The sequence below is a fragment of the Pseudomonas fluorescens genome (assembly GCF_001902145.1).
Classification (GTDB): Bacteria; Pseudomonadota; Gammaproteobacteria; order Pseudomonadales; family Pseudomonadaceae; genus Aquipseudomonas; species Aquipseudomonas fluorescens_BV.
The window spans coordinates 216,697-241,686 of record NZ_MRST01000023.1 but is presented as its reverse complement, the minus strand read 5'-3'; the positions used below and the strand labels follow the sequence as shown (position 1 = coordinate 241,686).

Annotated in this window: 30 protein-coding genes; 13 read left to right on the top strand and 17 right to left on the bottom strand. The window is 59.6% G+C overall.

The window, feature by feature from the left end:
- Positions 1–96: 96 nt before the first annotated feature.
- Positions 97–735, top strand: coding sequence for a uracil phosphoribosyltransferase (gene upp, locus BUE92_RS12920; RefSeq protein WP_003188608.1), 639 nt, complete (start codon positions 97–99; stop codon positions 733–735).
- Between the two features lie 2 nt (positions 736–737).
- On the top strand, positions 738–2,012 hold the full coding sequence (locus tag BUE92_RS12915; RefSeq protein ID WP_003188606.1) for a uracil-xanthine permease family protein: 1,275 nt from the start codon (positions 738–740) through the stop codon (positions 2,010–2,012).
- A gap of 126 nt (positions 2,013–2,138) precedes the next feature.
- Here the strand turns inward: BUE92_RS12915 and hisC are convergent, their stop codons facing one another.
- The 10 genes from hisC to BUE92_RS12865 form a co-directional block, all read right to left on the bottom strand.
- Positions 2,139–3,191 carry a histidinol-phosphate transaminase gene (hisC, locus tag BUE92_RS12910; RefSeq protein ID WP_073524065.1) on the bottom strand — a complete coding sequence of 351 codons (1,053 nt, stop codon included), beginning with the start codon at positions 3,189–3,191 and terminating at the stop codon, positions 2,139–2,141.
- A gap of 3 nt (positions 3,192–3,194) precedes the next feature.
- Positions 3,195–4,511 (bottom strand): histidinol dehydrogenase, encoded by a 1,317-nt coding sequence (gene hisD / locus BUE92_RS12905; RefSeq protein ID WP_073524064.1) that lies wholly within the window; start codon positions 4,509–4,511, stop codon positions 3,195–3,197.
- A gap of 128 nt (positions 4,512–4,639) precedes the next feature.
- Positions 4,640–5,275 (bottom strand): ATP phosphoribosyltransferase, encoded by a 636-nt coding sequence (gene hisG / locus BUE92_RS12900; protein WP_003188599.1) that lies wholly within the window; start codon positions 5,273–5,275, stop codon positions 4,640–4,642.
- Between the two features lie 213 nt (positions 5,276–5,488).
- The gene (murA, locus tag BUE92_RS12895) at positions 5,489–6,754 is read right to left on the bottom strand and encodes a UDP-N-acetylglucosamine 1-carboxyvinyltransferase (protein WP_034126315.1); all 1,266 of its coding nucleotides are present in this window, start codon (positions 6,752–6,754) and stop codon (positions 5,489–5,491) included.
- 23 nt (positions 6,755–6,777) lie between these two features.
- Positions 6,778–7,017: a BolA family protein gene (locus BUE92_RS12890; RefSeq protein ID WP_003188597.1), complete on the bottom strand. Its 240-nt coding sequence runs from the start codon at positions 7,015–7,017 to the stop codon at positions 6,778–6,780.
- 114 nt (positions 7,018–7,131) lie between these two features.
- The gene (locus BUE92_RS12885) at positions 7,132–7,437 is read right to left on the bottom strand and encodes an STAS domain-containing protein (RefSeq protein WP_003188596.1); all 306 of its coding nucleotides are present in this window, start codon (positions 7,435–7,437) and stop codon (positions 7,132–7,134) included.
- On the bottom strand, positions 7,434–8,081 hold the full coding sequence (locus tag BUE92_RS12880) for an MlaC/ttg2D family ABC transporter substrate-binding protein (RefSeq protein WP_073524063.1): 648 nt from the start codon (positions 8,079–8,081) through the stop codon (positions 7,434–7,436). The genes BUE92_RS12885 and BUE92_RS12880 overlap by 4 nt, the downstream gene beginning before the upstream one ends.
- An 11-nt stretch (positions 8,082–8,092) precedes the next feature.
- Positions 8,093–8,560: an outer membrane lipid asymmetry maintenance protein MlaD gene (gene mlaD, locus BUE92_RS12875; RefSeq protein ID WP_003188593.1), complete on the bottom strand. Its 468-nt coding sequence runs from the start codon at positions 8,558–8,560 to the stop codon at positions 8,093–8,095.
- Positions 8,560–9,357, bottom strand: coding sequence for a lipid asymmetry maintenance ABC transporter permease subunit MlaE (gene mlaE / locus BUE92_RS12870; RefSeq protein WP_003188592.1), 798 nt, complete (start codon positions 9,355–9,357; stop codon positions 8,560–8,562). The genes mlaD and mlaE overlap by 1 nt, the downstream gene beginning before the upstream one ends.
- Complete coding sequence (locus BUE92_RS12865; RefSeq protein ID WP_003188590.1) at positions 9,357–10,166, bottom strand: ATP-binding cassette domain-containing protein; 810 nt, start codon at positions 10,164–10,166, stop codon at positions 9,357–9,359. Before BUE92_RS12865 ends, mlaE begins: the two co-directional genes overlap by 1 nt.
- Before the next feature lie 310 nt (positions 10,167–10,476).
- Between BUE92_RS12865 and BUE92_RS12860 the strand changes: the two genes are divergently transcribed.
- The 10 genes from BUE92_RS12860 (at position 10,477) to BUE92_RS12815 (ending at position 17,486) form a co-directional block, all read left to right on the top strand.
- A complete protein-coding gene (locus BUE92_RS12860; protein ID WP_073524062.1) occupies positions 10,477–11,451 on the top strand; it encodes a KpsF/GutQ family sugar-phosphate isomerase in 975 nt (324 codons plus the stop codon).
- Positions 11,452–11,976, top strand: coding sequence for a KdsC family phosphatase (locus BUE92_RS12855; protein WP_054897015.1), 525 nt, complete (start codon positions 11,452–11,454; stop codon positions 11,974–11,976).
- An 8-nt stretch (positions 11,977–11,984) separates the two neighbouring features.
- Positions 11,985–12,557 (top strand): LPS export ABC transporter periplasmic protein LptC, encoded by a 573-nt coding sequence (gene lptC, locus BUE92_RS12850; RefSeq protein ID WP_014716937.1) that lies wholly within the window; start codon positions 11,985–11,987, stop codon positions 12,555–12,557.
- Positions 12,544–13,077 (top strand): lipopolysaccharide transport periplasmic protein LptA, encoded by a 534-nt coding sequence (gene lptA, locus BUE92_RS12845; protein ID WP_073524061.1) that lies wholly within the window; start codon positions 12,544–12,546, stop codon positions 13,075–13,077. The genes lptC and lptA overlap by 14 nt, the downstream gene beginning before the upstream one ends.
- Positions 13,077–13,802 carry an LPS export ABC transporter ATP-binding protein gene (gene lptB / locus BUE92_RS12840; RefSeq protein ID WP_003188582.1) on the top strand — a complete coding sequence of 242 codons (726 nt, stop codon included), beginning with the start codon at positions 13,077–13,079 and terminating at the stop codon, positions 13,800–13,802. The genes lptA and lptB overlap by 1 nt, the downstream gene beginning before the upstream one ends.
- A gap of 184 nt (positions 13,803–13,986) precedes the next feature.
- On the top strand, positions 13,987–15,480 hold the full coding sequence (locus tag BUE92_RS12835) for an RNA polymerase factor sigma-54 (RefSeq protein WP_034126312.1): 1,494 nt from the start codon (positions 13,987–13,989) through the stop codon (positions 15,478–15,480).
- 76 nt (positions 15,481–15,556) lie between these two features.
- Positions 15,557–15,862 (top strand): ribosome hibernation-promoting factor, HPF/YfiA family, encoded by a 306-nt coding sequence (hpf, locus tag BUE92_RS12830; protein WP_003171804.1) that lies wholly within the window; start codon positions 15,557–15,559, stop codon positions 15,860–15,862.
- 10 nt (positions 15,863–15,872) lie between these two features.
- Positions 15,873–16,337: a PTS IIA-like nitrogen regulatory protein PtsN gene (gene ptsN, locus BUE92_RS12825; protein ID WP_073524059.1), complete on the top strand. Its 465-nt coding sequence runs from the start codon at positions 15,873–15,875 to the stop codon at positions 16,335–16,337.
- A gap of 2 nt (positions 16,338–16,339) precedes the next feature.
- Positions 16,340–17,197 carry an RNase adapter RapZ gene (gene rapZ / locus BUE92_RS12820; protein WP_073524057.1) on the top strand — a complete coding sequence of 286 codons (858 nt, stop codon included), beginning with the start codon at positions 16,340–16,342 and terminating at the stop codon, positions 17,195–17,197.
- A gap of 16 nt (positions 17,198–17,213) precedes the next feature.
- On the top strand, positions 17,214–17,486 hold the full coding sequence (locus BUE92_RS12815; RefSeq protein WP_065951617.1) for an HPr family phosphocarrier protein: 273 nt from the start codon (positions 17,214–17,216) through the stop codon (positions 17,484–17,486).
- 122 nt (positions 17,487–17,608) lie between these two features.
- Here BUE92_RS12815 and BUE92_RS12810 read toward each other — a convergent pair whose 3' ends face one another.
- The 6 genes from BUE92_RS12810 to pmbA form a co-directional block, all read right to left on the bottom strand.
- Positions 17,609–18,502, bottom strand: a complete 894-nt coding sequence (locus BUE92_RS12810; protein WP_073524056.1) for a ZIP family metal transporter — start codon at positions 18,500–18,502, stop codon at positions 17,609–17,611.
- A 32-nt stretch (positions 18,503–18,534) separates the two neighbouring features.
- Entirely contained in the window at positions 18,535–19,146 is a 612-nt protein-coding gene (locus tag BUE92_RS12805) for a superoxide dismutase (protein WP_073524055.1), read from the bottom strand.
- 1 nt (position 19,147) lies between these two features.
- Entirely contained in the window at positions 19,148–19,576 is a 429-nt protein-coding gene (locus tag BUE92_RS12800) for a hypothetical protein (RefSeq protein WP_073524054.1), read from the bottom strand.
- A gap of 27 nt (positions 19,577–19,603) precedes the next feature.
- Complete coding sequence (locus BUE92_RS12795; RefSeq protein ID WP_073524053.1) at positions 19,604–20,980, bottom strand: class II fumarate hydratase; 1,377 nt, start codon at positions 20,978–20,980, stop codon at positions 19,604–19,606.
- Complete coding sequence (locus tag BUE92_RS12790) at positions 20,973–21,368, bottom strand: hypothetical protein (RefSeq protein WP_003188570.1); 396 nt, start codon at positions 21,366–21,368, stop codon at positions 20,973–20,975. The genes BUE92_RS12795 and BUE92_RS12790 overlap by 8 nt, the downstream gene beginning before the upstream one ends.
- A 147-nt stretch (positions 21,369–21,515) precedes the next feature.
- Complete coding sequence (pmbA, locus tag BUE92_RS12785) at positions 21,516–22,862, bottom strand: metalloprotease PmbA (RefSeq protein WP_073524052.1); 1,347 nt, start codon at positions 22,860–22,862, stop codon at positions 21,516–21,518.
- A 108-nt stretch (positions 22,863–22,970) separates the two neighbouring features.
- Between pmbA and yjgA the strand changes: the two genes are divergently transcribed.
- Positions 22,971–23,492 carry a ribosome biogenesis factor YjgA gene (yjgA, locus tag BUE92_RS12780; protein ID WP_003188568.1) on the top strand — a complete coding sequence of 174 codons (522 nt, stop codon included), beginning with the start codon at positions 22,971–22,973 and terminating at the stop codon, positions 23,490–23,492.
- A 45-nt stretch (positions 23,493–23,537) separates the two neighbouring features.
- Here the strand turns inward: yjgA and tldD are convergent, their stop codons facing one another.
- Positions 23,538–24,980: a metalloprotease TldD gene (gene tldD, locus BUE92_RS12775; protein WP_003188566.1), complete on the bottom strand. Its 1,443-nt coding sequence runs from the start codon at positions 24,978–24,980 to the stop codon at positions 23,538–23,540.
- Positions 24,981–24,990: the final 10 nt, after the last annotated feature.

Here is a 24,990-nt window from a genome sequence, read left to right as displayed (position 1 = left end):
AGCCTTTATGGACTAACGTACTTGATGTCTATAGGACAACACCCTCGGATAGATTAATCTAGGCCGGTTTTTTTGCCCGCCGCCGGAGCCTTTCCTATGCCCACTCGCGAGATCCGCCACCCGCTGATCCGACACAAACTCGGCCTTATGCGCCGTGCCGACATTAGCACGAAGAACTTCCGTGAGCTTGCTCAGGAAGTCGGAGCGCTGCTCACTTACGAAGCCACCAAGGATTTGCCCCTGGAAACCTACGAGATCCCCGGCTGGGCCGGTCCCGTACAAGTGGAGAAAATCGCCGGTAAGAAAATTACCGTGGTGCCGATCCTGCGCGCCGGTATCGGCATGCTTGAAGGTGTACTCAGCCTGATTCCGGGCGCCAAGGTCAGCGCCGTGGGCGTGGCCCGCAATGAAGAAACACTGCAGGCCCACACCTACCTGGAAAAACTCGTCCCGGAAATCAACGAGCGCCTGGCCATGATCATCGACCCGATGCTCGCCACCGGCAGTTCCATGGTCGCCACCATCGACCTGCTGAAAAAAGCCGGTTGCCGGGACATCCGCGCCATGGTCCTGGTGGCCGCGCCCGAAGGCATCGCCGCCGTCGAGAAGGCCCACCCGGACGTGCAGATCTACACCGCATCCATCGATGAGCGCCTGAATGAACACGGCTACATCATCCCGGGCCTGGGCGATGCCGGTGACAAGATCTTCGGCACCAAGCAGAAGGACGCGTGAGCATGCAGGATGAATTCAACGACCCGCTTTGGCGCCAGATCCTGTCTGGCGCACAAATGCTCTTCGTAGCATTTGGTGCGTTGGTGTTGATGCCGCTGATCACAGGTCTTGATCCAAACGTCGCGCTGTTTACCGCAGGCCTGGGCACGTTGCTGTTCCAGGTGGTGACAGGGCGGCAGGTGCCGGTATTTTTGGCATCGAGCTTCGCGTTCATCACCCCGATCATTCTCGCCAAGGGCCAGTTCGGCCTCGCAGCGACCATGGGCGGGGTGATGGCGGCGGGTTTCGTCTATACGTTCCTGGGCCTGGCCGTGAAGGTCAAGGGCACCGGTTTTATCGACCGGCTGCTGCCGCCCGTGGTTATCGGCCCGGTGATCATCTCGATCGGCCTGGCCATGGCGCCGATTGCCGCCAATATGGCCATGGGCAAGTCCGGCGACGGCGCGGAGTTGATCCACTACCAGACGGCGATGCTGATTTCGATGCCAGCGCTGCTCACCACTTTGATCGTGGCGGTGTTCGGCAAGGGCATTTTCCGCCTGGTGCCGATCATTTCCGGCGTGCTGGTGGGCTTTGCCATGTCGTTCTACTTTGGCGTGGTCGACACGGCGAAAATCGCCGCTGCACCGTGGTTCGCCCTGCCCCACTTCACCGCGCCGGAGTTCAACTGGCAGGCGATCCTGTTTATCGTCCCAGTGGCCCTGGCCCCGGCGATCGAGCATATCGGTGGTGTGATTGCGGTAGGCAGCGTGACCGGCCGCGATTACCTGAAAAAGCCTGGCCTGCATCGCACGCTGCTGGGTGACGGTATCGCCACCACGGCTGCCGGCATGTTTGGCGGCCCGCCGAACACCACCTACGCCGAAGTGACCGGCGCCGTGATGCTGACCAAGAATTACAACCCGAAAATCATGACCTGGGCGGCAGTGTTTGCCATCAGCCTGGCATTCATCGGCAAGTTCGGCGCACTGCTGCAGAGCATCCCGGTGCCGGTGATGGGCGGGATTCTGTGCTTGCTGTTCGGCTCGATTGCCGCGGTGGGGATGAACACGCTGATTCGCCACAAGATCGACCTGGGCGAGGCGCGCAACCTGGTGATTGTGTCGGTAACGCTGGTGTTCGGGATTGGCGGTGTGCTGGTCGGCACCGGCACCGGCCCGGATGATTTCGGCCTCAAGGGCATCGCCCTGTGTGCGGTGGTGGCGATTGGCTTGAACCTGCTGCTGCCGGGCAATGATGGCTGGAAGAACAAGAAGCCTGACGAGCCGCTTCTTTAACTAACGCCGCAAAACTGAATGTGGGAGGGGGCTTGCCCCCGATGACGGAGTGTCAGTCAACATCTAATCGACTGATCCACCGCCATCGGGGGCAAGCCCCCTCCCACATTTGATTTTCAGCGTCTGTTAGAGCTCGCCGAGCCCGTCGATCAGCGCCTGGTTCTGCTCCGGCGTCCCGATGCTGATCCGCAGGAACTGGGCAATCCGCTCCTGCTTGAAGTGCCGCACAATCACCCCTTGCTCACGCAACTTGGCGGCCAGCCCTGCAGCGTCATACCGCGGGTGACGCGCAAAGATGAAGTTCGCTGCCGACGGCAACACCTCAAACCCCTTGCCTTGCAATTGCGCGACGACCTGGTTGCGGCTGTCGATCACCCACTGGCAGGTCTTCTCAAAGTATTCACGGTCGTCAAACGCGGCCGCCGCGCCAACAATCGCCAACCGATCCAACGGGTAGGAGTTGAAGCTGTTCTTGACCCGCTCCAGCGCCTCGATCAGGTCCGGGTGGCCCACGGCCAGGCCCACACGCAAACCGGCCAGTGAGCGCGATTTGGACAGGGTCTGGGTCACCAGCAGGTTCGGGTAACGATCCACCAGGCTGATGGCGGTTTCGCCGCCGAAGTCGATATAGGCTTCATCGACCACCACCACCGAGTCCGGGCTGGCCTTGAGGATCTGCTCCACCGCGTCCAGCGCCAATACGCAGCCGGTGGGCGCGTTAGGATTGGGGAAGATGATCCCGCCGTTGGGCCTGGCATAGTCAGCGGCCCGAATCTGGAACTGCTCGTCCAATGCCACCGCATCGAACGTGATGCCGTACAGGCCGCAGTACACCGGGTAGAAGCTGTAGCTGATATCCGGGAACAGCAGTGGCAGATCGTGTTGGAACAGGCCATGGAAGATGTGCGCCAGAACTTCATCGGAACCGTTGCCGAGGAACACCTTGCCGGCGTCGATCCCGTAATACCTGGCCACGGCCTGCTTGAGCAGGTCGCTGTTGGGGTCCGGGTACAGGCGCAAGTTGTCGTTCAACTCGGCCTGCATTGCCGCCAGCGCCTTGGGCGATGGGCCGTAGGGGTTTTCGTTGGTGTTGAGCTTGACCAGCTTGGTCAGCTTCGGTTGCTCACCGGGTACGTAAGGCACCAGGTCCTTGACGAAAGGGCTCCAGAATTTGCTCATGCCTTACTCTCCCTTGACGATGCGGTATTCAGCGCTGCGTGCGTGTGCGCTGAGGGATTCACCACGGGCCAGCACCGAGGCGGTCTTGCCCAGTTCGGAAGCGCCTTGTGGCGAGCAGAAGATAATCGACGAGCGCTTCTGGAAGTCGTACACCCCCAGCGGCGATGAGAAACGCGCAGTGCCGGAGGTTGGCAACACGTGATTGGGGCCGGCGCAATAATCGCCCAGGGCTTCGCTGGTGTGACGGCCCATGAAGATCGCCCCGGCGTGTCGAATCGACGGCAACCAAGCCTGTGGGTCTGCCACGGACAGCTCCAGGTGCTCCGGCGCGATGCGATTGGCCACTTCAATGGCCTGCTCCATGTCACGCACCAGAATCAGCGCACCACGGCCGTTGATCGACTTCTCGATGATCTCGGCACGTTCCATGGTCGGCAGCAGCTTATCGATGCTGGCGGCGACCTTATCGAGGAACTCGGCATCGGGGCTGACCAGGATCGCCTGGGCGTCTTCATCGTGCTCCGCCTGGGAGAACAGGTCCATGGCAATCCAGTCCGGGTCGGTCTGGCCGTCACACACCACGAGGATTTCGGAAGGACCGGCGATCATGTCGATACCGACCTGGCCAAACACATGGCGCTTGGCAGTCGCGACGTAGATATTGCCGGGGCCGACCACTTTGTCGACCTTCGGCACGCTTTCGGTGCCATAGGCCAGCGCCGCTACGGCCTGGGCGCCACCGATGGTGAACACACGGTCGACACCGGCGATGCAGGCGGCAGCCAGCACCAGCTCGTTGATTTCGCCACGCGGGGTCGGCACCACCATGACCACTTCGGTCACGCCCGCGACTTTGGCCGGGATCGCATTCATCAACACCGACGACGGATACGAAGCCTTACCGCCCGGCACGTACAAACCGGCGCGGTCCAGTGGCGTGACCTTCTGGCCCAGCACAGTGCCGTCGGCCTCGGTGTAGCTCCAGGAGTCCTGCTTCTGCTTTTCGTGATAGCTGCGTACCCGCGCCGCAGCGACTTCCAGGGCTTCGCGCTGCGGTACGGTGATGCGCGTCAGCGCCAGCTCCAGGCGTTCACGCGGCAGGATCAGGTCAGCCATGGACTGCACGTCCAGGCCGTCGAACTGGCGGGTGAAGTCCACCAGTGCCGCATCACCGCGCTCACGCACGGCCTTGATGATGTCGAGCACCCGCTGGTTGACCGAGTCGTCGGACACGCTTTCCCAGCTCAGCAGATGATCCAGATGATGGGCGAAATCCGGGTCGGCAGCGTTGAGTCGGGCAATTGCAGTGGACGTGGTCATAGCGAGGGCCTCAATAGAATTGGCAAAAACTCAGGCGCCCTAAACTAGCAGTCGTTTCCGCTTGGGCACCTGAGAATTCTGGCTATGAGGCGGATAGACGGGCGCAGCCTTTAGGCTACGCGGGTGAGTCAACCGCGGTGTCGAGACTCCACCGCCTTGCGCAGGGTGTCGATCAACGCCTGGATACGGGCGTGCTGCATCTTCATCGATGCTTTGTTGACGATCAGGCGGGAGCTGATGTCAGCGATGAAATCCTGGGGCTCCAAACCGTTGGCGCGCAGGGTGTTGCCGGTGTCGACCACGTCGATGATCTTGTCGGCCAGGCCGATCAGCGGTGCCAGCTCCATGGAGCCGTAGAGCTTGATGATATCGACCTGACGGCCTTGTTCGGCGTAATAGCGCTTGGCAACATTGACGAACTTGGTGGCGACCCGAAGGCGGCCCTTGGGCTCGACATCACCGACACGGCCGGCGGTCATCAGTTTGCACAGGGCGATGCGCAGGTCCAGGGGCTCGTACAGGCCCTGGCCGCCGTATTCCATCAGCACGTCCTTGCCGGCAACACCCAGGTCGGCAGCGCCATGTTCAACGTAGGTCGGCACGTCGGTAGCCCGCACGATCAGCAGGCGCACGTCGTCCTGGGTCGTGGGGATGATCAGCTTGCGGCTCTTGTCCGGATTCTCGGTCGGCACGATGCCCGCTTCAGCCAGAAGCGGCAACGTGTCGTCAAGGATGCGGCCCTTGGACAGTGCGATGGTCAACATGGGAAATGTCAGTCCTTCATCAGGCTATTGCTGTCCGGTCGCAAACGGCGCCAGACACAGATCGAGGCCATGACAGCCTCGACTTGAAACAAACCAGTGTTTGTAGGAGCGAGCTTGCTCGCGAAGAACGTCAACGATAACGCGTTTATTCAGAGTCAACGCGGTGCACATGAGGCCTTCGCGAGCAAGCTCGCTCCTACAGAGCAGCGGGGACTAGCCCGGTACGCGGCGAATCTTCGCGCCGAGCATCTGCAGTTTCTCTTCGATGCACTCGTAACCACGGTCTATGTGGTAGATGCGGTCGATCAGGGTGTCGCCTTCGGCGCACAGCGCCGAGATCACCAGGCTGGCCGAGGCACGCAGGTCGGTTGCCATTACTGGCGCGCCCTTGAGCTTGTCGATGCCGGTGACGATGGCAGTGTTGCCTTCGACCTGGATCTTGGCGCCCATGCGGTGCAGTTCGTACACGTGCATGAAGCGGTTTTCGAAGATGGTCTCGATCACGGCACCGGTGCCTTCGGCAATGGCGTTCAAGGAGATGAACTGCGCTTGCATGTCGGTCGGGAACGCCGGGTACGGAGCAGTACGCACGTTGACGGCTTTTGGCCGCTTGCCATGCATGTTCAGCTCGATCCAGTCTTCGCCGGTGGTGATCTCTGCGCCGGCTTCCTTGAGTTTTTCCAGGACGGCTTCCAGGATGGTCGGATCGGTGTCCTTGACCTTCACACGGCCACCGGTCACGGCAGCGGCAACCAGGTAGGTGCCGGTCTCGATGCGGTCAGGCATGACTTTGTAGGTGGCGGTATGCAGACGCTCTACACCATCAATAGTGATGGTGTCGGTGCCAGCACCGGAAACCTTCGCCCCCATGGCGTTGAGGAAGTTGGCCAGGTCGACCACTTCCGGCTCGCGTGCGGCGTTCTGCAGCACGCTGCGACCGTTGGCCAGGGCAGCGGCCATCATGATGTTCTCGGTACCGGTGACGCTGACGGTATCAAAGAAGAAGTTCGCGCCGCGCAGGCCGCCTTCCGGCGCCTTGGCCTTGATGTAGCCGCCTTCGACGTCGATGACTGCGCCCATGGCCTCAAGGCCACGGATGTGCAGGTCGACCGGACGCGAACCAATGGCGCAACCGCCAGGCAAGGCTACTTCGGCTTCGCCGAAACGGGCAACCATCGGGCCCAGCACCAGGATCGACGCACGCATGGTTTTCACCAGTTCGTACGGAGCGACCAGGGTCTTGATGGTGCGTGGGTCGATTTCGACGGCCAGCTTCTCGTCGATCACCGGCTCGATGCCCATGCGACCGAACAGCTCGATCATGGTGGTGATGTCGTGCAGGTGCGGCAGGTTGGCCACGGTCACCGGGCCATCGCACAGCAGGGTCGCTGCCAGGATCGGCAAGGCGGAGTTTTTCGCACCGGAAATGCGAATCTCGCCATCAAGGCGGGCACCGCCGGTAATAATTAATTTATCCATAAGAATCTCGACGCCTTGGGGGCTCAGGTGCGCTCGGCCCAGGCCGCGCGGCTGAAAAATTTCATAGTGACCGCATGGATGCTGCCATCGGTGATCCATGGGTTCAAATGGGCATAGATCTGCTGCTGACGCTTGACGGGGCTCAATGCCGCCAGTTCATCGCTAATCACGTTCAGCTGGAAATTGCAGCCTTCGCCTTCGACTTCTACAGTCGTTTCAGGCAGCTTTCCTTCAAGGAAGCTCTTAACTTCTAGGGCCTGCATGCTCAACCTCTATCGGCGCCCAGTGCGCACGGGTCGCACATCATACAAAAAAGCCCCGCGCCTGCGAACCCCGCATAGCAGGACTCTGACGGGGGGCTTCTTTAATAATGTGTATTAAGGATGCGCCAGCAGCTCGGTCAAACCGGAAACTTCGGCAATTTCGCGCATGTCTTCTGGCAACGCACGGATGCTGACCGGTTTTTTCGCCGCCTCGGCATCACGCATGAAGCACAGCAACAACGACAGGCCGACGCTGCTGGACTTGGTCACCGCCGAGCAATCAAGCACCAGCTCTGGCGCCTTGCTGGCCTTGATCAGCGCCTGGCCCTGCTTGCGCAGGTCAGGCCCGGTACGGTAATCCAGCACGCCACTGAGGAACAGCTCGCCGGCGTCGCCGATACGAACAGCCGACTCGGTCATTGCGCAGGCTTCCCGGCAGCTTTGTCGGTTTCTTCCTTGGCCTTGGCCACTTCACCGGCCCAACCATTGATGGTCTTGTCCAGGTTGTTGCCATTGCGCTGCATCGCGTCGGCGAACTGATCACGGAACAGCTTGCCGATGTTGATACCGTTGATGATCACATTGCGCAGTTTCCACTCGCCGTCGATCTTCGTCAGGGTGTAGGACACTGGGTACACCGAGCCATTGCTGCCGGAGACTTTCATCCCGACTTCGGCACGGTCGCCCGACTCGTCCTTGGCCGCATCAACGATAATGCCTTGGTTGTTGTATTCCAGCAGAGCGTTACCGTAGAACTGGAACAGACCCTTCTTGAAGTTTTCCTGGAACGTCTGCATCTGCGCAGGCGTGGCGTTGCGCGAATACTTGACGGTCATGATGCTTTTGGAAATACCTTCAGCATCGACCACAGGGCCAACGATCGTGTTGAGCGCTTCATAGAACCTGGAAGGGTCTTGCTTGTACTGTTCTTTATTAGCCTTGAGGTCAGCCAGCATTCTGCTGGTGGTGTCCTGCACCAAATCGTGGGCAGAACCTGCCGCGTTGGCCATCATCGGCAATGCGGCAAGCAGTACCAGCAGGCCACGTCGCAAGGTAGAGATCATGAGCAGATTCCTCATTTGGCGTCTTTATTGACCGTATTGAGCAAAAATTTTCCGATCAGGTCTTCAAGTACCAGCGACGACTGTGTGTCGTGGATGGTCGAACCATCCTTGAGCAGGGCTGTTTCCCCACCCACGCTGACACCGATGTACTTCTCGCCCAGCAGACCCGCAGTAAGGATAGATGCCGTGGAGTCAGTCGGCAGATTATCTACCTTCTTGTCCAGTTGCATCGTCACCCGACCGGTGAAGCTGTCGCGGTCCAGATCGATTGCCGTGACCTTGCCAATGGTGACACCGGCCATGGTCACTTTGGATCTGACCGTCAGACCGGCGATATTGTCGAAGTACGCGTAAAGTTTATAGGTATCGGCGGTAGGGCTGGCCGAAAGGCCGCTGACTCGCAGGGCCAACAACAGTAAAGCCAGGATGCCAGCCAGCAAGAAAAGGCCGACACCGATCTCCACAGTGCGGTTTTGCATCAGAAATCTCCAAACATCAAGGCGGTCAAAATAAAGTCAAGGCCCAGTACCGCCAGCGAGGCGTACACAACGGTCTTGGTGGTGGCACGGCTGATCCCCTCTGAAGTGGGCTCACAGTCATAGCCTTGGAATACGGCAATCCAGGTCACCACAAAGGCAAAGACAATGCTCTTTATAATGCCGTTGAGCACGTCACCGGTGAAGGTCACGCTGTTTTGCATGTTGGCCCAGTAGGAGCCGTCGTAGACCCCCAGCCAGTCAACCGCCACCCACGAACCGCCCCAGATACCGACCACGCTGAAAATCATCGCCAGCAGTGGCAGGGAGATGAAGCCGGCCCACAGGCGCGGGGCAACAATGTACTTGAGCGGGTCCACGCCGATCATTTCCAGGCTGGACAGCTGCTCGGTGGACTTCATATTGCCGATTTCAGCGGTCAGCGCCGAACCCGCACGCCCCGCGAACAACAAGGCGGTGACCACTGGGCCAAGCTCACGCAACAGGGTCAGGGCCACCATCTGCCCTACCGCCTGCTCCGAGCCGTAGCTGGAAAGGATATTGAAACCCTGCAGCGCCAGCACCATGCCGATGAATACGCCGGAGACCACGATGATCACCAGGGACATCACCCCCACCGAGTGCAGCTGCTTGACCAGCAGGCCAAAGCCGCCGCCGATGCCGCCGCGCCCCAGCAAGGCGTGAAACAGGAAAATGGTCGAACGTCCCAGCACTTCGACGATGTCGATGCCCGAGCGACCGAAAAGGCGAACCTTCTCGATAAGAGATGTCTTGCGCATCAGCGCTTCCCCAGAAGATCTGAGCGGTAGTCCGCTGCCGGAAAGTGAAAAGGCACCGGGCCATCGGGGTTGCCGGTCATGAATTGGCGAATGCGCGGGTTATCGGCGTTCATCAATTCTTCAGGCGTACCCTGCCCCAGCACCTGACCATCACCCACTACATATAGGTAGTCGGCGATGCTCGCGGTTTCAGCCAGGTCGTGGGAAACCACGATACTGGTGATCCCCAACGCGTCGTTGAGCAGGCGGATCAGGCGCACCAACACGCCCATGGCGATCGGATCCTGACCTACGAATGGCTCGTCATACATGAGGATTTGTGGGTCGAGGGCAATGGCCCGCGCCAGGGCGACACGGCGTTTCATGCCGCCGGATAACTCGTCCGGCATCAGGTCGATGGCGCCGCGAAGGCCTACGGCCTGCAGCTTGAGCAACACGATGTCACGAATCATTTCATCGGACAGCTGGGTGTGCACCCGCAGCGGGAAGGCTACGTTTTCGAACACATCAAGGTCGGTGAACAGCGCGCCGCTCTGGAATAGCACACCCATATGCTTGCGCGCATCGAACAGATCGCTGCGCGACAGCGTCGGCAGGTTCTGGCCGTTGACCCACACTTCCCCGGCACTGGGGCGCAATTGCATGCCCATCAGGCGCAACAGGGTGGTCTTGCCGCAACCGGAAGGCCCCATGATGCCCGTGACCTTGCCGCGAGGAATGCGAATATCGACGTTATTGAAGATGCTGCGCGTACCGCGCTTGAAGGTAAGACCCTTCAGCTCGACCGCGTAGGCGTTATCGGCACTCATCTAATCTCCTTGGGATGCAGCCTTTCACTCAGACACCATGTGTGCGACTTTGGTTTTCAACAGATGCGCAATAGTTGAGCACATGGGTTGGGCGGACCGAACTGGCGGCGAACTATATCACTGCTGGTACAGAGCCCCCAAGGCCGGAACAGCGCTGGTTCAGATTCGAGACAGGGAAAAAACGTTGCTTGCTGTGTTACCGACGGTGGATTTCAGTTATCCCGCGCACAAAGCCTGACGAACTTGCGTGAGGGAATTGATCATTACCGCTATAATCGCCGACTTTTCGTCAGGCTATACGATTTCAGACATGAGCCAATCCAGCGACCTTATTCAATCCGCACAACGCACCATACGCCTTGAGCTTGAAGCCGTAGAGGGCTTGCTGGCGCATATCGACGCGGATTTCGTGCGCGCCTGCGAGATGATTCTGGCCAGCAAGGGCCGCGTTGTGGTGGTCGGCATGGGCAAGTCCGGCCACATTGGCAACAAGATCGCAGCGACCCTGGCGAGCACCGGGACCACCGCGTTTTTCGTGCACCCGGCCGAAGCCAGCCACGGTGACATGGGCATGATCACCAAGGACGACGTGATCCTCGCCCTGTCCAACTCCGGTACTACCAATGAAATCGTGACCCTGCTGCCGCTGATCAAGCGCCTGGGCATCCAGATGATCAGCCTCACGGGCAACCCTGAGTCAACGCTGGCCAAGGCCGCCGACGTCAATCTGAACGTGCACGTAGCCCATGAGGCCTGCCCGCTGAACCTGGCGCCCACTTCCTCCACTACCGCCGCACTGGTGATGGGCGATGCCCTGGCGGTGGCGCTGCTGGAGGCTCGCGGGTTTACCGCCGAGGACTTCGCATTTTCCCATCCCGGTGGTGCACTGGGCCGTCGCCTGTTGCTGAAAGTGGAAAACGTCATGCACAGCGGCACAGAACTGCCGAGCGTTCCACGCGGTACCCTGCTTCGGGATGCGTTGATGGAAATGACCCGCAAGGGACTGGGCATGACCGCCATCGTCGAAACCGATGGCCGGCTGGCCGGGATATTCACGGACGGCGACCTGCGTCGCACCCTGGACCGCACCATTGATATCCATACCGCCACCATCGACGCAGTGATGACCCCTCACGGCAAGACCGCCCGCGCCGAAATGCTCGCGGCCGAAGCGTTGAAAATCATGGAAGACCACCGGATAGGCGCACTTATCGTGGTCGACAACGATGACCGGCCGATCGGGGCCCTTAACCTTGGCGACTTGCTGCGCGCAGGAGTGATGTAAATGAACAGCGACCTGTTGCAACGCGGTAAAGACATCAAACTGGCGATTTTCGACGTTGACGGCGTGCTGACGGATGGCCGCCTGTACTTCCTCGAGGACGGCAGTGAATTCAAGACGTTCAACACCCTCGACGGCCAAGGCATCAAGATGCTGATGGCAGCGGGCGTGCAAACCGCAATTATCAGCGGTCGAAAAACACCGGTTGTGGAACGCCGCGCACAAAACCTCGGTATTCCTCACCTGTATCAGGGCCGCGAGGATAAACTGGTGGTGCTGGACGAGCTTCTTGGCCAACTCAACCTAAGCTATGAACAGGTCGCTTATCTGGGTGACGACCTGCCTGACCTGCCGGTGATTCGCCGGGTGGGCCTGGGCATGGCCGTCGCGAATGCCGCGGCATTTGTCCGCGAACACGCCCATGGCATCACCACCGCCCGTGGCGGCGAAGGTGCCGCCCGCGAGTTCTGCGAGTTGATCCTGCGTGCCCAGGGCAGTCTTGAAGCGGCCCACGCCGCCTACCTATAGAGCGTTATATGCTGAGCAAAAAGATTCGCAACTTCCTGTTATTCGGGGTCATCGCCGCGCTGCTCCTGGCGGTGGGCTACTGGAATATCAGCCCGGAGCGCTTTCTCGACAAGCCTGTTGCGCAGGTTGACGAAGGCCTTATCGACTATTACGCCACCAATGCGTACAGCATTCAGTACCTGCCCGACGGCAAGGTGCAGTATGAGATGACATCGGACAAGGTCGAGCACTTGAAGGCTTCCGAAGTCAGCCTGCTGACCAATCCGGACCTGAACCTGTATCGCGGCACCGAATTTCCCTGGCACGTGACCAGCAAGCGTGGCGAGGTAAACCCCGACGGCACCGAAGTTGAACTGATCGACTCGGTGCGCGTCGCACGTACAGACGCGCAGAACCGCGACACCATCATTACCAGCAGTCGCATGACCGTATTCCCACAGAAGCAATATGCGCAGACCGAGCAAGACGTTAGAATCGACGGCGCTGGCGGTGTATCGACTGGCAAGGGAATGAAAGCGTATTTGAAAGAAAGCAGGATACACCTGCTATCGAACGTAAGAGGACAGTATGAGGCTCGTTAAAACTCTCCCTATTTTGCTCGGTCTGGGCGCAGCACTGGGAAGCGTGAGCGCCTGGGCTCTGCCGAACGATAGCCAGCAACCGATCCACATTTCGGCTGACGACGCGCAGCTCGATGACAAGCAAGGCGTGGCGACCTACACCGGCGGCGTGATCATCACCCAGGGTTCGATGAAGATTACCGGCAACACGGTGACCCTGACGCGTACCGCGGCAGGCGACATTGACGTGGTGACGTCGGTGGGCAACCTGGCTTATTTCGAGCAGAAGCAGTCCGCTACCGATACAGGTCCGATGAAAGGCTACGGCAAGACTATCCAGTATCACGCCCAGCAGAACCGCATCGTACTGATTGACCAGGCCAAGGTGCTGAGCCCGGACGGCAACTCCACCGAAGGTGAAAAAATCACCTATGACACCGTGAAGCAGATCGCTAACGCCGGTCGCGCCAACGGCAGCAAGGTCACCGCACCCCGCCCACGCATCGACATGGTTATCCAGCCGAAGAAGAAGGCCGAGTAATGGCAACCCTGAAAGCCCAGCATCTGGCCAAGGCCTATAAAAGCCGCCAGGTGGTACGCGACGTCAGCCTGTCGATCGACAGCGGCCAGATCGTCGGCCTGCTCGGCCCTAACGGTGCCGGCAAAACCACCTGCTTCTATATGATCGTCGGGCTGGTCCAGGCGGACCAGGGTCGCGTATTGATCGACGACCTGGACGTCAGCCACCAACCCATGCACGGTCGTGCACGGGCAGGTATCGGCTATCTTCCGCAGGAGGCGTCGATCTTCCGCAAACTGTCGGTCGCCGACAACATCATGGCGATTCTCGAGACCCGCAAGGAACTTGATCGCGATGGCCGCCGCCAGGAACTGGAAAGCCTGCTGCAGGAATTCCACATCAACCATATTCGCGACAACCTCGGCATGAGCTTGTCCGGTGGTGAACGTCGTCGCGTGGAAATCGCCCGCGCCCTGGCGACCGCGCCGAAATTCATCCTGCTGGATGAACCCTTCGCGGGTGTCGACCCGATTTCGGTAGGCGACATCAAACAGATCATCCACCACCTCAAGGCCAAGGGCATTGGTGTGTTGATCACCGACCACAACGTGCGCGAGACCCTTGATATCTGTGAAACCGCTTATATCGTCAATGATGGCCAGCTGATTGCCGAAGGCGATGCCGAAACCATCCTGGCCAACGAGCTGGTGAAGGAAGTGTACCTGGGTCACGAGTTCCGCCTGTAAACACAGGGGTATCGCGCCTTTCCCTAGCGCGCGCGGGAGTCAATGGAAACCTCGGTTTTTTTATTGTTACCGCGCTCTAGGCAAAGGCCCCGAGATCAGGCATATAATTTGCTTATGTTTGGCGCTCACGCGCCCTGTCGTGGATGGCGCATTGCGCCGGCGAATAAGGTGTTAAGCCCCTGCCATGAAACCATCGCTAGTCCTGAGAATGGGCCAGCAGCTGACGATGACACCGCAGCTGCAACAGGCCATCCGCCTGCTCCAATTGTCGACCCTGGACCTGCAACAGGAAATCCAGGAGGCCCTGGAGTCCAATCCGATGCTCGAACGCCAGGAAGAAGGCGACGACTTCGATAACGCAGATCCTCTGGCCGATAACATCGAGCAAAAACCCAATTCCGACGTGCAGGAACCCTCCTATCAGGAAACCGCCCCGACGGTGGACAACCTGGAGGAAGGCGACTGGAACGAACGCATTCCCAATGAGCTTCCCGTGGACACCGCCTGGGAAGATGTCTACCAGACCAGCGCCAGCAGCCTGCCAAGCAGCGATGATGACGAGTGGGATTTCACTACCCGCACGTCGGCGGGCGAGAGCCTGCAGAGCCACTTGCTGTGGCAACTGAACCTGGCGCCGATGTCCGACACCGATCGCCTGATCGCGGTCACCCTGATCGATTGCATCAATAACCAGGGCTACCTGGACGAAACCCTCGACGAAATCCTCGAGGCCTTCGACCCGGAACTGGATATCGAACTGGACGAAATCGAAGCCGTCCTGCACCGCATCCAGCAATTCGAGCCCGCAGGCATCGGCGCACGCACCCTCAGCGAGTGCCTGTTACTGCAACTGCGCCAACTGCCGGCCAAGACGCCATGGCTCACCGAAGCGCAACGCCTGGTCAGTGACTACATCGACCTGTTGGGCAGTCGCGACTACAGCCAACTGATGCGCCGCATGAAGCTCAAGGAAGATGACTTGCGCCAGGTCATCGAGCTGGTGCAAAGCCTCAACCCGCGTCCAGGCTCGCAGATCGAGTCCAGCGAAGCCGAATATGTGGTGCCCGACGTCATTGTGCGCAAGGACAACGAACGCTGGCTGGTGGAGCTGAACCAGGAGTCGGTACCGCGCCTGCGGGTCAACCCGCAATACGCAGGTTTTGTGCGCCGCGCTGATACCAGCGCCGACAACACCTTCATGCGCAACCAGTTGCAGGAAGCGCGGTGGTTCATCAAGAGCCTGCAAAGCCGCAACGAAACCCTGATGAAAGTCGCAACCCAGATCGTCGAGCATCAGCGCGGCTTTCTGGAATATGGTGACGAAGCCATGAAACCGCTGGTGCTGCATGACATCGCCGAGGCGGTCGGCATGCACGAGTCGACGATTTCACGGGTGACCACGCAAAAATTCATGCATACCCCACGGGGTATTTATGAGCTGAAATACTTTTTTTCCAGCCACGTCAGCACCTCCGAAGGCGGCGAATGCTCGTCCACGGCGATCCGCGCGATCATCAAAAAACTGGTTGCCGCGGAAAATCAGAAAAAGCCGTTGAGTGACAGCAAGATCGCTGGTTTACTGGAGGCACAAGGCATTCAGGTCGCCCGTCGAACCGTCGCCAAGTACCGCGAGTCCCTAGGGATCGCGCCTTCCAGCGAGCGTAAGCGGTTGATGTGACGGGCGGGGCATAGCGTTCCAGTGGCAGGCGCTTTTCGCCTGCCACTTTATGCACTGGCAACGAAGGAGAAGCTGTATGCAAGTCAACATCAGTGGACACCAGCTGGAAGTCACCAAGCCCCTGCGTGAGTACACCGAGAGCAAACTGAACAAGCTTGCGGGGCATTTTGACAAGATAACCAACGTGCAGGTCATCATGGAGGTCGATAAGCTCAAGCAGAAAATCGAGGCCACCCTGCACGTACCGAATGCCAAGCTCGTCGCCAATGCGGAACATGAAGACATGTACGCGGCAATTGACTCTCTCTACGACAAACTCGACCGCCAACTCATAAAGCATAAGGAAAAGAATCTGCACCTGATGCAAGGTACAGGTCGTTAACTCTCCCCCCATGATCCGACTTGAAACCATCCTGACCCCCGGCCGTTCCCTCGTGAACGTGCCGGGCGGCAGCAAGAAAAAAGCCCTCGAACAGATTGCCAACCTGATCGCACATCAAGTGCCGGCTCTGGAGATGCAGGATGTCTTCGAAGCGTTGATTGCCCGTGAAAAACTCGGCTCCACCGGTTTTGGCAACGGCATCGCGATTCCTCACTGTCGCCTCAAAGGCTGTGAAACACCAGTGAGCGCCTTGATGCATCTGGATCACCCCATTGATTTCGACGCCATCGACGGCGCCCCGGTCGACCTGCTGTTCGTACTACTGGTCCCGGAAGCCGCCACCGATGCGCACTTGGAACTGCTCCGGCAGATCGCCAGCATGCTTGACCGCAAGGATGTACGCGACAAACTGCGCAGCGCCTCCAGCAATGAAGCGTTGTACCAAGTTGTCCTGGATGAACAAAACGGGCAGTAATCATGCGTTTGATCATCGTCAGCGGTCGCTCCGGCTCGGGTAAGAGCACCGCCCTCAATGTGCTTGAGGACAACGGCTTCTATTGCATCGACAACCTGCCCGCCGGCCTGCTGCCGGAGTTGGCGGAGCGCGCCCTTATCCACACCGAACTGGCGCAACCGCTGGTCGCCGTGTCGATCGATGCCCGCAACCTGCCCAGCCACCTCTCGCGGTTCCCGGAATTGCTGGAAGAAGTGCGCGCCAAGCACATTCATTGCGATGTGCTGTATCTGGATGCCGACGAAGAAACCCTGCTCAAGCGCTTCTCCGAAACCCGTCGACGTCACCCACTCAGCAGCGCCAACCGCTCCCTGGCCGAAGCCATCGAGGACGAGACCAAACTGCTGGGGCCGATCATTGACCTGGCCGACCTGAAGATCAACACCACCCATCTCAACCTGTATCAGCTGCGCGACGCGATCAAGCTGCGCCTGCTGAACCAGCCTGAGCCGGGGACGGCGTTTCTGGTCGAGTCATTTGGCTTCAAGCGCGGCATGCCGGTAGATGCCGACCTGGTGTTCGACGTGCGCTGCCTGCCCAACCCTTACTGGAAGCCGGAGTTACGCGATCAGTCCGGGCTGGATCAGCCTGTGGTCGACTACCTGGCCGCACAACCGGATGTGGAAGAGATGTTCCAGGACATCTCCAGCTACCTGCTCAAATGGTTGCCGCGCTTTGCCGCAAGCAATCGGGCCTATGTCACCATTGCCATTGGCTGCACTGGCGGCCACCACCGCTCGGTCTATCTGACTGAACGACTGGGCCAGGTGCTGCAACAAACCCTCAAGAACGTCCAGGTTCGCCACCGCGACCTTAGCTGAAAGGAACACCACTGCGATGCCGGCTCGGGAAATTGAAATCATCAACAAGCTGGGCCTGCACGCCCGGGCGTCGGCTAAATTCGTTGGAGTGGCCGGGCAGTTCCCCTGCCAGATCCGTGCAGGGCGCACGCCGGATTCCATGGTCGATGGCAAGAGCATCATGGCGATGATGATGTTGGCGGCCGGCAAAGGCACCAAAATTCACCTGAAGACCGAAGGCGAGCAAGAGCAGGAGGCTATGGACGCACTGGTCGCACTGATCAATAACTACTTCGACGAAGGCGAATAACCCCTACTGTAGGAGCGAGCTTGCTCGCGAATAACGTCAACGATAACGCGGGCATCCTGGTTTAACGCAGTGCTCTCAGGTTTTTCGCGAGCAAGCTCGCTCCTACATAGATAAAGCCACCCTCAGCCCAACGCCGTATCCATCACCATCATCAGACAAAACCCGACGCACAACCCAAGGCTGGCGAGCTTTTCATGGCCATTGCGGCGCGACTCGGGGATGACTTCATGAGTCACTACCAGCAACATTGCCCCGGCGGCCAGCGCCAAACCCAGCGGCAACAACACTTCGGCAAGGCTCACCAGCCATGCACAGAGCACCGCAAATACCGGTTCAACCAGGCCTGATGCAGCGCCAATCAAAAAGGCTTTGATCCGCGACATTCCGGCCCCAGCCAATACCAGTGCGATCACCAGCCCTTCAGGGACATCCTGCAGGGCAATGCCCATGGCGAGACTGTCGGCATCCGCCATGCCCCCGCCCGCAGAAACACCCACCGCCATGCCTTCCGGGATGTTGTGCGCAATGATGGCAAACACGAATAACCAAATGCGCGGCGGGATAACCGGTTTATCCGGTGTACCCACCAGCATTTCCGGGCTGGCGCCGGAGACTTTACGGTCCACTAGGTACAGGGCGAACGCCCCGAGCATGATGCCGAAGCTGATCAGGCCACCGGCGCCCCAGGGTGAAAGCCCCAGGCTTTCAGCGGCGGCGATACCCGGCACCACCAGGGAAAAAGCGGTCGCCGCCAGCATTACACCCGCCCCGAAGCCCAGCAGGGTATCGCTCAGTGCCATCGGCATCCGCCGAATCACCAACACCGGCACCGCGCCCAGCGCCGTGCCGAGCGCGCAGATCGCTCCGCCCTGCAAAGCACGCAGGATGCGCGGTTCCAGGTTCAGCCAGGCCAGCCCATGGGCCACCAGTAACGCAGTACCTGCCAATAGCAGCAGCGAGCCAAACGCATAACGAAACATTCGTAGGCTACCGATCGCCAGTGTTTGCGTGCCCATAGTCGGCCTTAGATCTTGTTATGGAGTGAATGTCAGGCCAGAGCAGCCTGATAGCGCGCGGCAACCTCCGGCCAGTTGATGACGCTGTAGAACGCATTGATGTACTCCGGTCGTCGGTTTTGATATTGCAGGTAGTAAGCATGCTCCCAGACATCCAGGCCCAGGACCGGCGTATTACCGTTCATCAGAGGGCTGTCCTGATTGCCACTACTTTCCACCACCAGCGTTTTCTGTGGCGTAACGCTCAACCAGGCCCAGCCGCTGCCAAAACGCGTCAACGCCGCCTTGGTAAACGCGTCCTTGAAGCTGTCGAAGCCGCCAAGTTGTTCGTCGATGGCCTTGCCCAGCGCGCCCTCGGGTTTGCCGCCCCCTGTCGGTGACATGACCGCCCAGAACAATGAGTGGTTTGCATGCCCGCCTCCTTGGTTGACCACGGCAGCGCGTAATTTCTCCGGCAATGTTTGAACGCTGGACACCAGCTTCTCCACCGGCCAGCCGGCGAACTCGGTCCCCTCGACCGCGGCATTGAGGTTATTGATGTAGGTCTGGTGGTGTTTGGTGTAGTGAATTTCCATGGTTTGCGCGTCGATATGCGGCTCGAGGGCGTCGTAGGCGTAAGGCAAGGCCGGCAAGGTATAGGTCATATCAATGTGCTCCATATTGAGGCGTAGACGTGTGCGTCGCAGCGCTGCCCAGCAGCCGATGAGTGCGTGGGTATTCGCCGTGATCGCTGATGAAATTCAGCAGCTCGACGTAGGTCTTGCTGCTCTGGCGCAGCGCGGCCTCGCGCAATGACGGGCTGAGGCGTGGGTCCTGCATGGTCTGTAAAAGGCGCTGATGGATAGCGCAGAGGTATTCCGCGCTTTCCTCTGGCTGGTTCAGGCGCAAGTGCAGGTCCGCCAGGTTGTGATGGGAAATGACGCAAGCCGCCACTGCTTCGTCAGCATCCGCCCAGCGTTCGAACAACACTTGGGCCAGGGCCAGGGCTTGCAGATAGGCCTCGCGAGCGTCAACCAGCTCACCTGCCATAAAGCAGCGATTGGCCCGTTCGATCGTGCGTTTCCAGTGCTCCATGGTGAGCCTCCAAAGCAGGGTCGTTGATTAAACGCCGCCGGCGGTAAGCTTTTCCGGGTCCAGCAGGACTTCCAGTTGGCTGCGAGGCAGGTCGGTGTGTTCGAGGGCGACATCGATCACCGGGCGGCCTTGCTGATACGCCTTCTTGGCGATTTCAGCGGCTTTCTGGTAGCCGATGATCGGGTTAAGTGCGGTGACCAGGATTGGATTGCGCGACAGTGCTTCCTTGAGCTTGGGCTCATTGACCTTGAAGCTGGCAATGGCCTTGTCCGCCAGCAACCGGCTGGCATTGGCCAGCAATTCCAGGCTGCTGAGCAGGTTTTGGGCAATGATCGGCAGCATCACATTCAGCTCGAAATTCCCCGATTGACCGGCCACCGTAATCGCTGTGTCATTGCCGATAACCTGGGCGGCCACCATGGCGGTCGCTTCCGGAATGACCGGGTTGACCTTGCCCGGCATGATCGACGAACCCGGCTGCAGCGCCTCCAGCTCGATTTCACCCAGGCCGGCCAATGGCCCGGAGTTCATCCAGCGCAGGTCATTGGCGATCTTCATCAGCGACACCGCTGTGGTTTTCAACTGGCCAGAGACTGCAACGGCGGTGTCCTGGGAGCCAATCAGCGCAAACAGGTTCTTGCCGGGCGCGAACTTCACCCCGGTCAAAAGGCTCATCTGCTGGCTGAAGCGCCCGGCAAACTCGGGGTGTGCGTTGATCCCGGTACCGACCGCCGTGCCGCCCTGAGCCAATGCTTGCAGCGCCGGTAGCAGGTCCTGCAAGTGACCGATATTGGCCTTGAGCTGCTGCGCCCAGCCGTTCAGCACCTGGCTCATGCGCACCGGCATGGCGTCCATCAAATGCGTGCGGCCGGTCTTGATGAACGGATGAACCGCCTCGGCTTTTTGCTCGATGACTTGCACCAGATGCAGCAGGGCCGGCAGCGTTTGCTCGTGCAGCACCAACGCGGCACTGACGTGGATGGTGGTTGGGATGATGTCGTTACTGCTCTGACCACAATTGACGTGGTCATTGGGGTTGACCGCCTCGCCGAGCAAACGGCTGGCAAGGGTCGCGATCACTTCGTTGGCGTTCATGTTGGAGCTGGTGCCGGAGCCGGTCTGGAAGATATCCACCGGGAAGTGCTGCATGTAGTCACCTTCCAGCAAGCCTTGGGCAGCATCGACAATGGCCCTGCCCTGCCCTTCGCTGATTTGCTTGAGGTCGACGTTGACCTTGGCCGCGGCTGTCTTGGCCAGGATCAGCGCGCGGATGAATTGCGCCGGCATGGGTTGATGACTGATCGGAAAGTTGTTCACCGCACGCTGTGTTTGTGCGCCATACAAAGCTTCTTGCGGCACATGCAGTTCGCCCATGCTGTCGCGTTCGATACGGGTGTTACTCATCATTAGATCCTTGCACCAAGTCAGAAACGGAAATCGAAGGCAGTAATTCGCAGCTCGCCAATTGCCAGGCAAAGGTCTGCCAGCGCTTGAGGCGGCAGGCACAGTGGGAGAGTTTTTCCAGGTCGCGCAGTGGCCGCCAGGCCTGGTCCAGGCACAGGGAGCGCCAATGCCAGGGCAAGGCGACATCAGCGGCGGTGTCGATCAACAAACGAAATGAGGTTTCAGCGATCGTCCACGGATGGGTTGCGGTGCAACACGCCAGGTACCGACCTTCGTTCAGGTAATGCTCAATCAGGCGGGGTTCATTGGGATCCAGGCCACAGCGAATCTGGCGGCTCATCCAACGCCAGCTTTCCAGATAGGGATCCTCATGCAGGACAGAACTCATGAGCCACACTCATTCGGTAATGATATTTATTATTAAATGATATTGAGAATCAAAACAAGAGCAGCCCATTAATCCTGCCAAAAGAGGCGCAATAAAAAAGGCGCGCCATCTTTGCGATGGCGCGCCTTTCAGGACGTGCGGGAGGGATTAGCTGCCAGCGACCGTCATGCGTTCGATAAGCACCGAACCTGTGCGGATATTGCTGCGTAGCTCCAGGTCGTTCCCCACGGCGACGATCTGCTTGAACATATCGCGCATATTGCCGGCGATGGTCACTTCCTGGACGGCAAACTGAATCTCGCCATTCTCCACCCAGAAGCCCGCCGCACCACGCGAGTAGTCACCAGTAACCATGTTCAGGCCATGGCCCATCAGTTCAGTCACCAGCAACCCACGCCCCATCCGCCGCAACAACGCTGCCTGGTCTTCATCACCGTGGGTCACGAACAGGTTATGCACGCCGCCCGCGTTAGCGGTGCTTGGCAGGCCCAACTTGCGACCGGCATAAGTGCCCAGCACATAGGACACCAGCTCACCCTGCTCGACAAACGGTTTAGCATAGGTCGCCAGGCCATCGCCGTCGAACGACGAACTGCCCATCGCGCGCATCAGATGCGGGCGCTCGTCAATGGTCAGCCACTCTGGGAACAACTTCTGGCCGATGGCGCCTTCCAGGAACGAAGACTTGCGATACAGGTTGCCACCGGAAATCGCGCCCAGGAAGCTGCCAAATAAACCACCGGCCAGCTCTGCGGAAAACAGCACAGGCACTTCGCATGTGGGCACCGGACGTGCACCCAGGCGGCTCGCAGCCCGTTGCGCCGCACGCTGGCCAATGCTTGCAGGGTCTGCCAACAACTCGCCTTGGCGGTTGACGTCATACCAGTAATCACGCTGCATCTGCCCGTTGGCTTCGGCAATCATCACGCAACTGAGGCTGTGACGCGTGGAGGCATAACCACCGATAAAGCCATGGCTGTTGCCGTAGACGCGGCAACCCTGATGGGTGCTCAAGGTGGTGCCGTCCGCATTCTTGATGCGGGCATCGGCATCGAAGGCTGCCGCTTCGCAGGTCAGCGCCAGCTCGATGGCTTGCTCAGGAGTGATATTCCAGGCATGGAACAGGTCGAAATCCTGCACATCCTTGGCCATCAGCGCCTTGTCAGCCAGGCCTGAGCTTTCATCCTCGGACGTGTGCTTGGCAATCGCCAGTGCTGCGGCGACGGTCTCGCGAATCGCCTCAGGGCCACTGGCGGAAGTGCTGGCCGAGCCTTTGCGCTGGCCCGCATACAAGGTAATGCCAAACCCTTGGTCGCGATTGAATTCAACCGTTTCCACTTCCCGCTGGCGCACCGAAGTCGACAACCCTTGCTCCAGCGACACCGCCACTTCACAGGCGCTGGCCCCCTGGCGCTTGGCCTCGGCAAGGATCTGCTCGACTTGTTCCTGCAGTGCCGGTAACGCTTGTGGACCGACGCTTTGGGCTGCACTCATGGTTTTCTCCACTCAAATTCTGCTTTCGGTTAAGGCCATCGAGCGACCGGGCCGGACAAGCGGCCCCCGACTGGTTATCATGGCGGCGTTTCTTTGCGGACTGCCACCATGGTTGATTCTTACGACGACTCCCTCGATGGGGAGAAAAGCAAAACCCAGGTCAAACGTGAGCTGCATGCTCTGGTTGACCTTGGCGAGCGCCTTACAACGCTCAAAAAGGATTTGGTTGCCAAACTGCCACTGACCGACGAAATGCGTCGGGCCCTGGCCGATGCGCCCAAGCACACCGCGAATATCGCGCGTAAACGGCACATCTCGTTTATCGGCAAACTGATGCGCGACCAAGACATTGACGCCATTCTGACTTTGCTCGATCAAACCGATGCCTCCACTCGCCAGTACAACGAACGCTTCCACAACCTGGAACGGTGGCGTGACCGCCTGATCTCGGGCGATGACGCGGTGCTGGAGAAATTCGTACTGGACTACCCGGACGCGGACCGCCAGCAATTGCGCTCCCTGATCCGTCAGGCCCAGCATGAACTGGCGCATAACAAGGCGCCGGCCACCAGCCGTAAAATCTTCAAGTACATCCGTGAGCTGGACGAGACTCAACGCGGCCTGCGCTGATCCTCTTCCCCGGGTGGCGGTCTTCGCCACCCGAAGCTCCGGTTCCTACGATCCCGTGCCACCCACGGTGATCGCATCAATTTTCAACGTTGGCTGGCCGACACCTACCGGTACCGACTGCCCATCCTTGCCGCACGTGCCCACGCCGCTGTCCAGCGACAGGTCGTTACCGACCATCGACACCTTGCTCATGGCTTCCGGCCCGTTACCAATCAGCGTCGCCCCTTTGACCGGCGCGGTAATCTTGCCGTCTTCGATCAGGTACGCCTCGCTGGTGGAGAACACGAACTTGCCGCTGGTGATATCCACCTGGCCGCCGCCGAGGTTGGCGCAGTAGATACCGCGTTTGACCGAGGCAATGATTTCCGCCGGATCGCTTTGGCCACCGAGCATGTAGGTGTTGGTCATGCGCGGCATTGGCAGATGCGCATAGGATTCACGACGGCCATTACCGGTGCGTGCCACGCCCATCAGACGGGCGTTGAGCTTGTCTTGCATGTAACCCTTGAGCACGCCGTTCTCGATCAGGGTGGTGCATTCGGTCGGCGTGCCTTCGTCATCGACACTCAGCGAACCACGGCGGCCGGCCAGGGTGCCGTCATCGACAATGGTGCACAGCTTGGACGCAACCATTTCGCCCATGCGCCCGCTGTAGGCGGAACTGCCCTTGCGGTTGAAATCGCCTTCCAGGCCATGGCCCACGGCTTCGTGGAGCAATACGCCAGACCAACCCGAACCCAGCACCACCGGCAAGGTACCGGCCGGCGCCGGTATCGCTTCCAGGTTGACCAATGCCTGGCGCAGCGCCTCACGGGCATAGCCCATGGCACGGTCGTCAGCAAGGAAATAACGGTAGTCGGTGCGCCCGCCGCCGCCATGACCACCGCGTTCGCGCCGCCCGTTCTGTTCGACGATCACACTCACATTGAAACGCACCAGCGGCCGTACATCCGCCGCCAGCCCACCGTCGGTGGACGCCACGAGGATGCGCTCCCACACGCCAGCCATGCTCACGGTCACTTGCTGGATACGCGGGTCCAAGGCACGGGTAGCAGCGTCGATACGCTTGAGCAGCTCGACCTTTTCCGCACGGCTGATCACTTCCAATGGGTTATCCGGCGCATACAACTGCGCCACGTCCTGGGTACTGAAAGCCTGCACCGTGCCATTCTGGCCGGCACGGGAAATCGAACGGGCAGCACGCGCCGCCAGGCCCAAGGCCTCCAGGGTGATCGCATTGCTGTAGGCAAAGCCGGTCTTCTCACCCGATTGCGCGCGAACGCCTACGCCCTGGTCAAGGTTGAAACTGCCTTCCTTGACGATCCCATCTTCCAACGCCCAGGACTCGGAAATCTGCCCCTGGAAATACAGGTCAGCCGCGTCGATACCCGGCCCGGCCAGATCGCCGAGCACGGTTTGCAGGCTTTCGATGGTCACGCCACCGGGTGCCAGGAGGTGATCACTGACTGAGGACAACAACTCGCTCATAGGTTTGGCC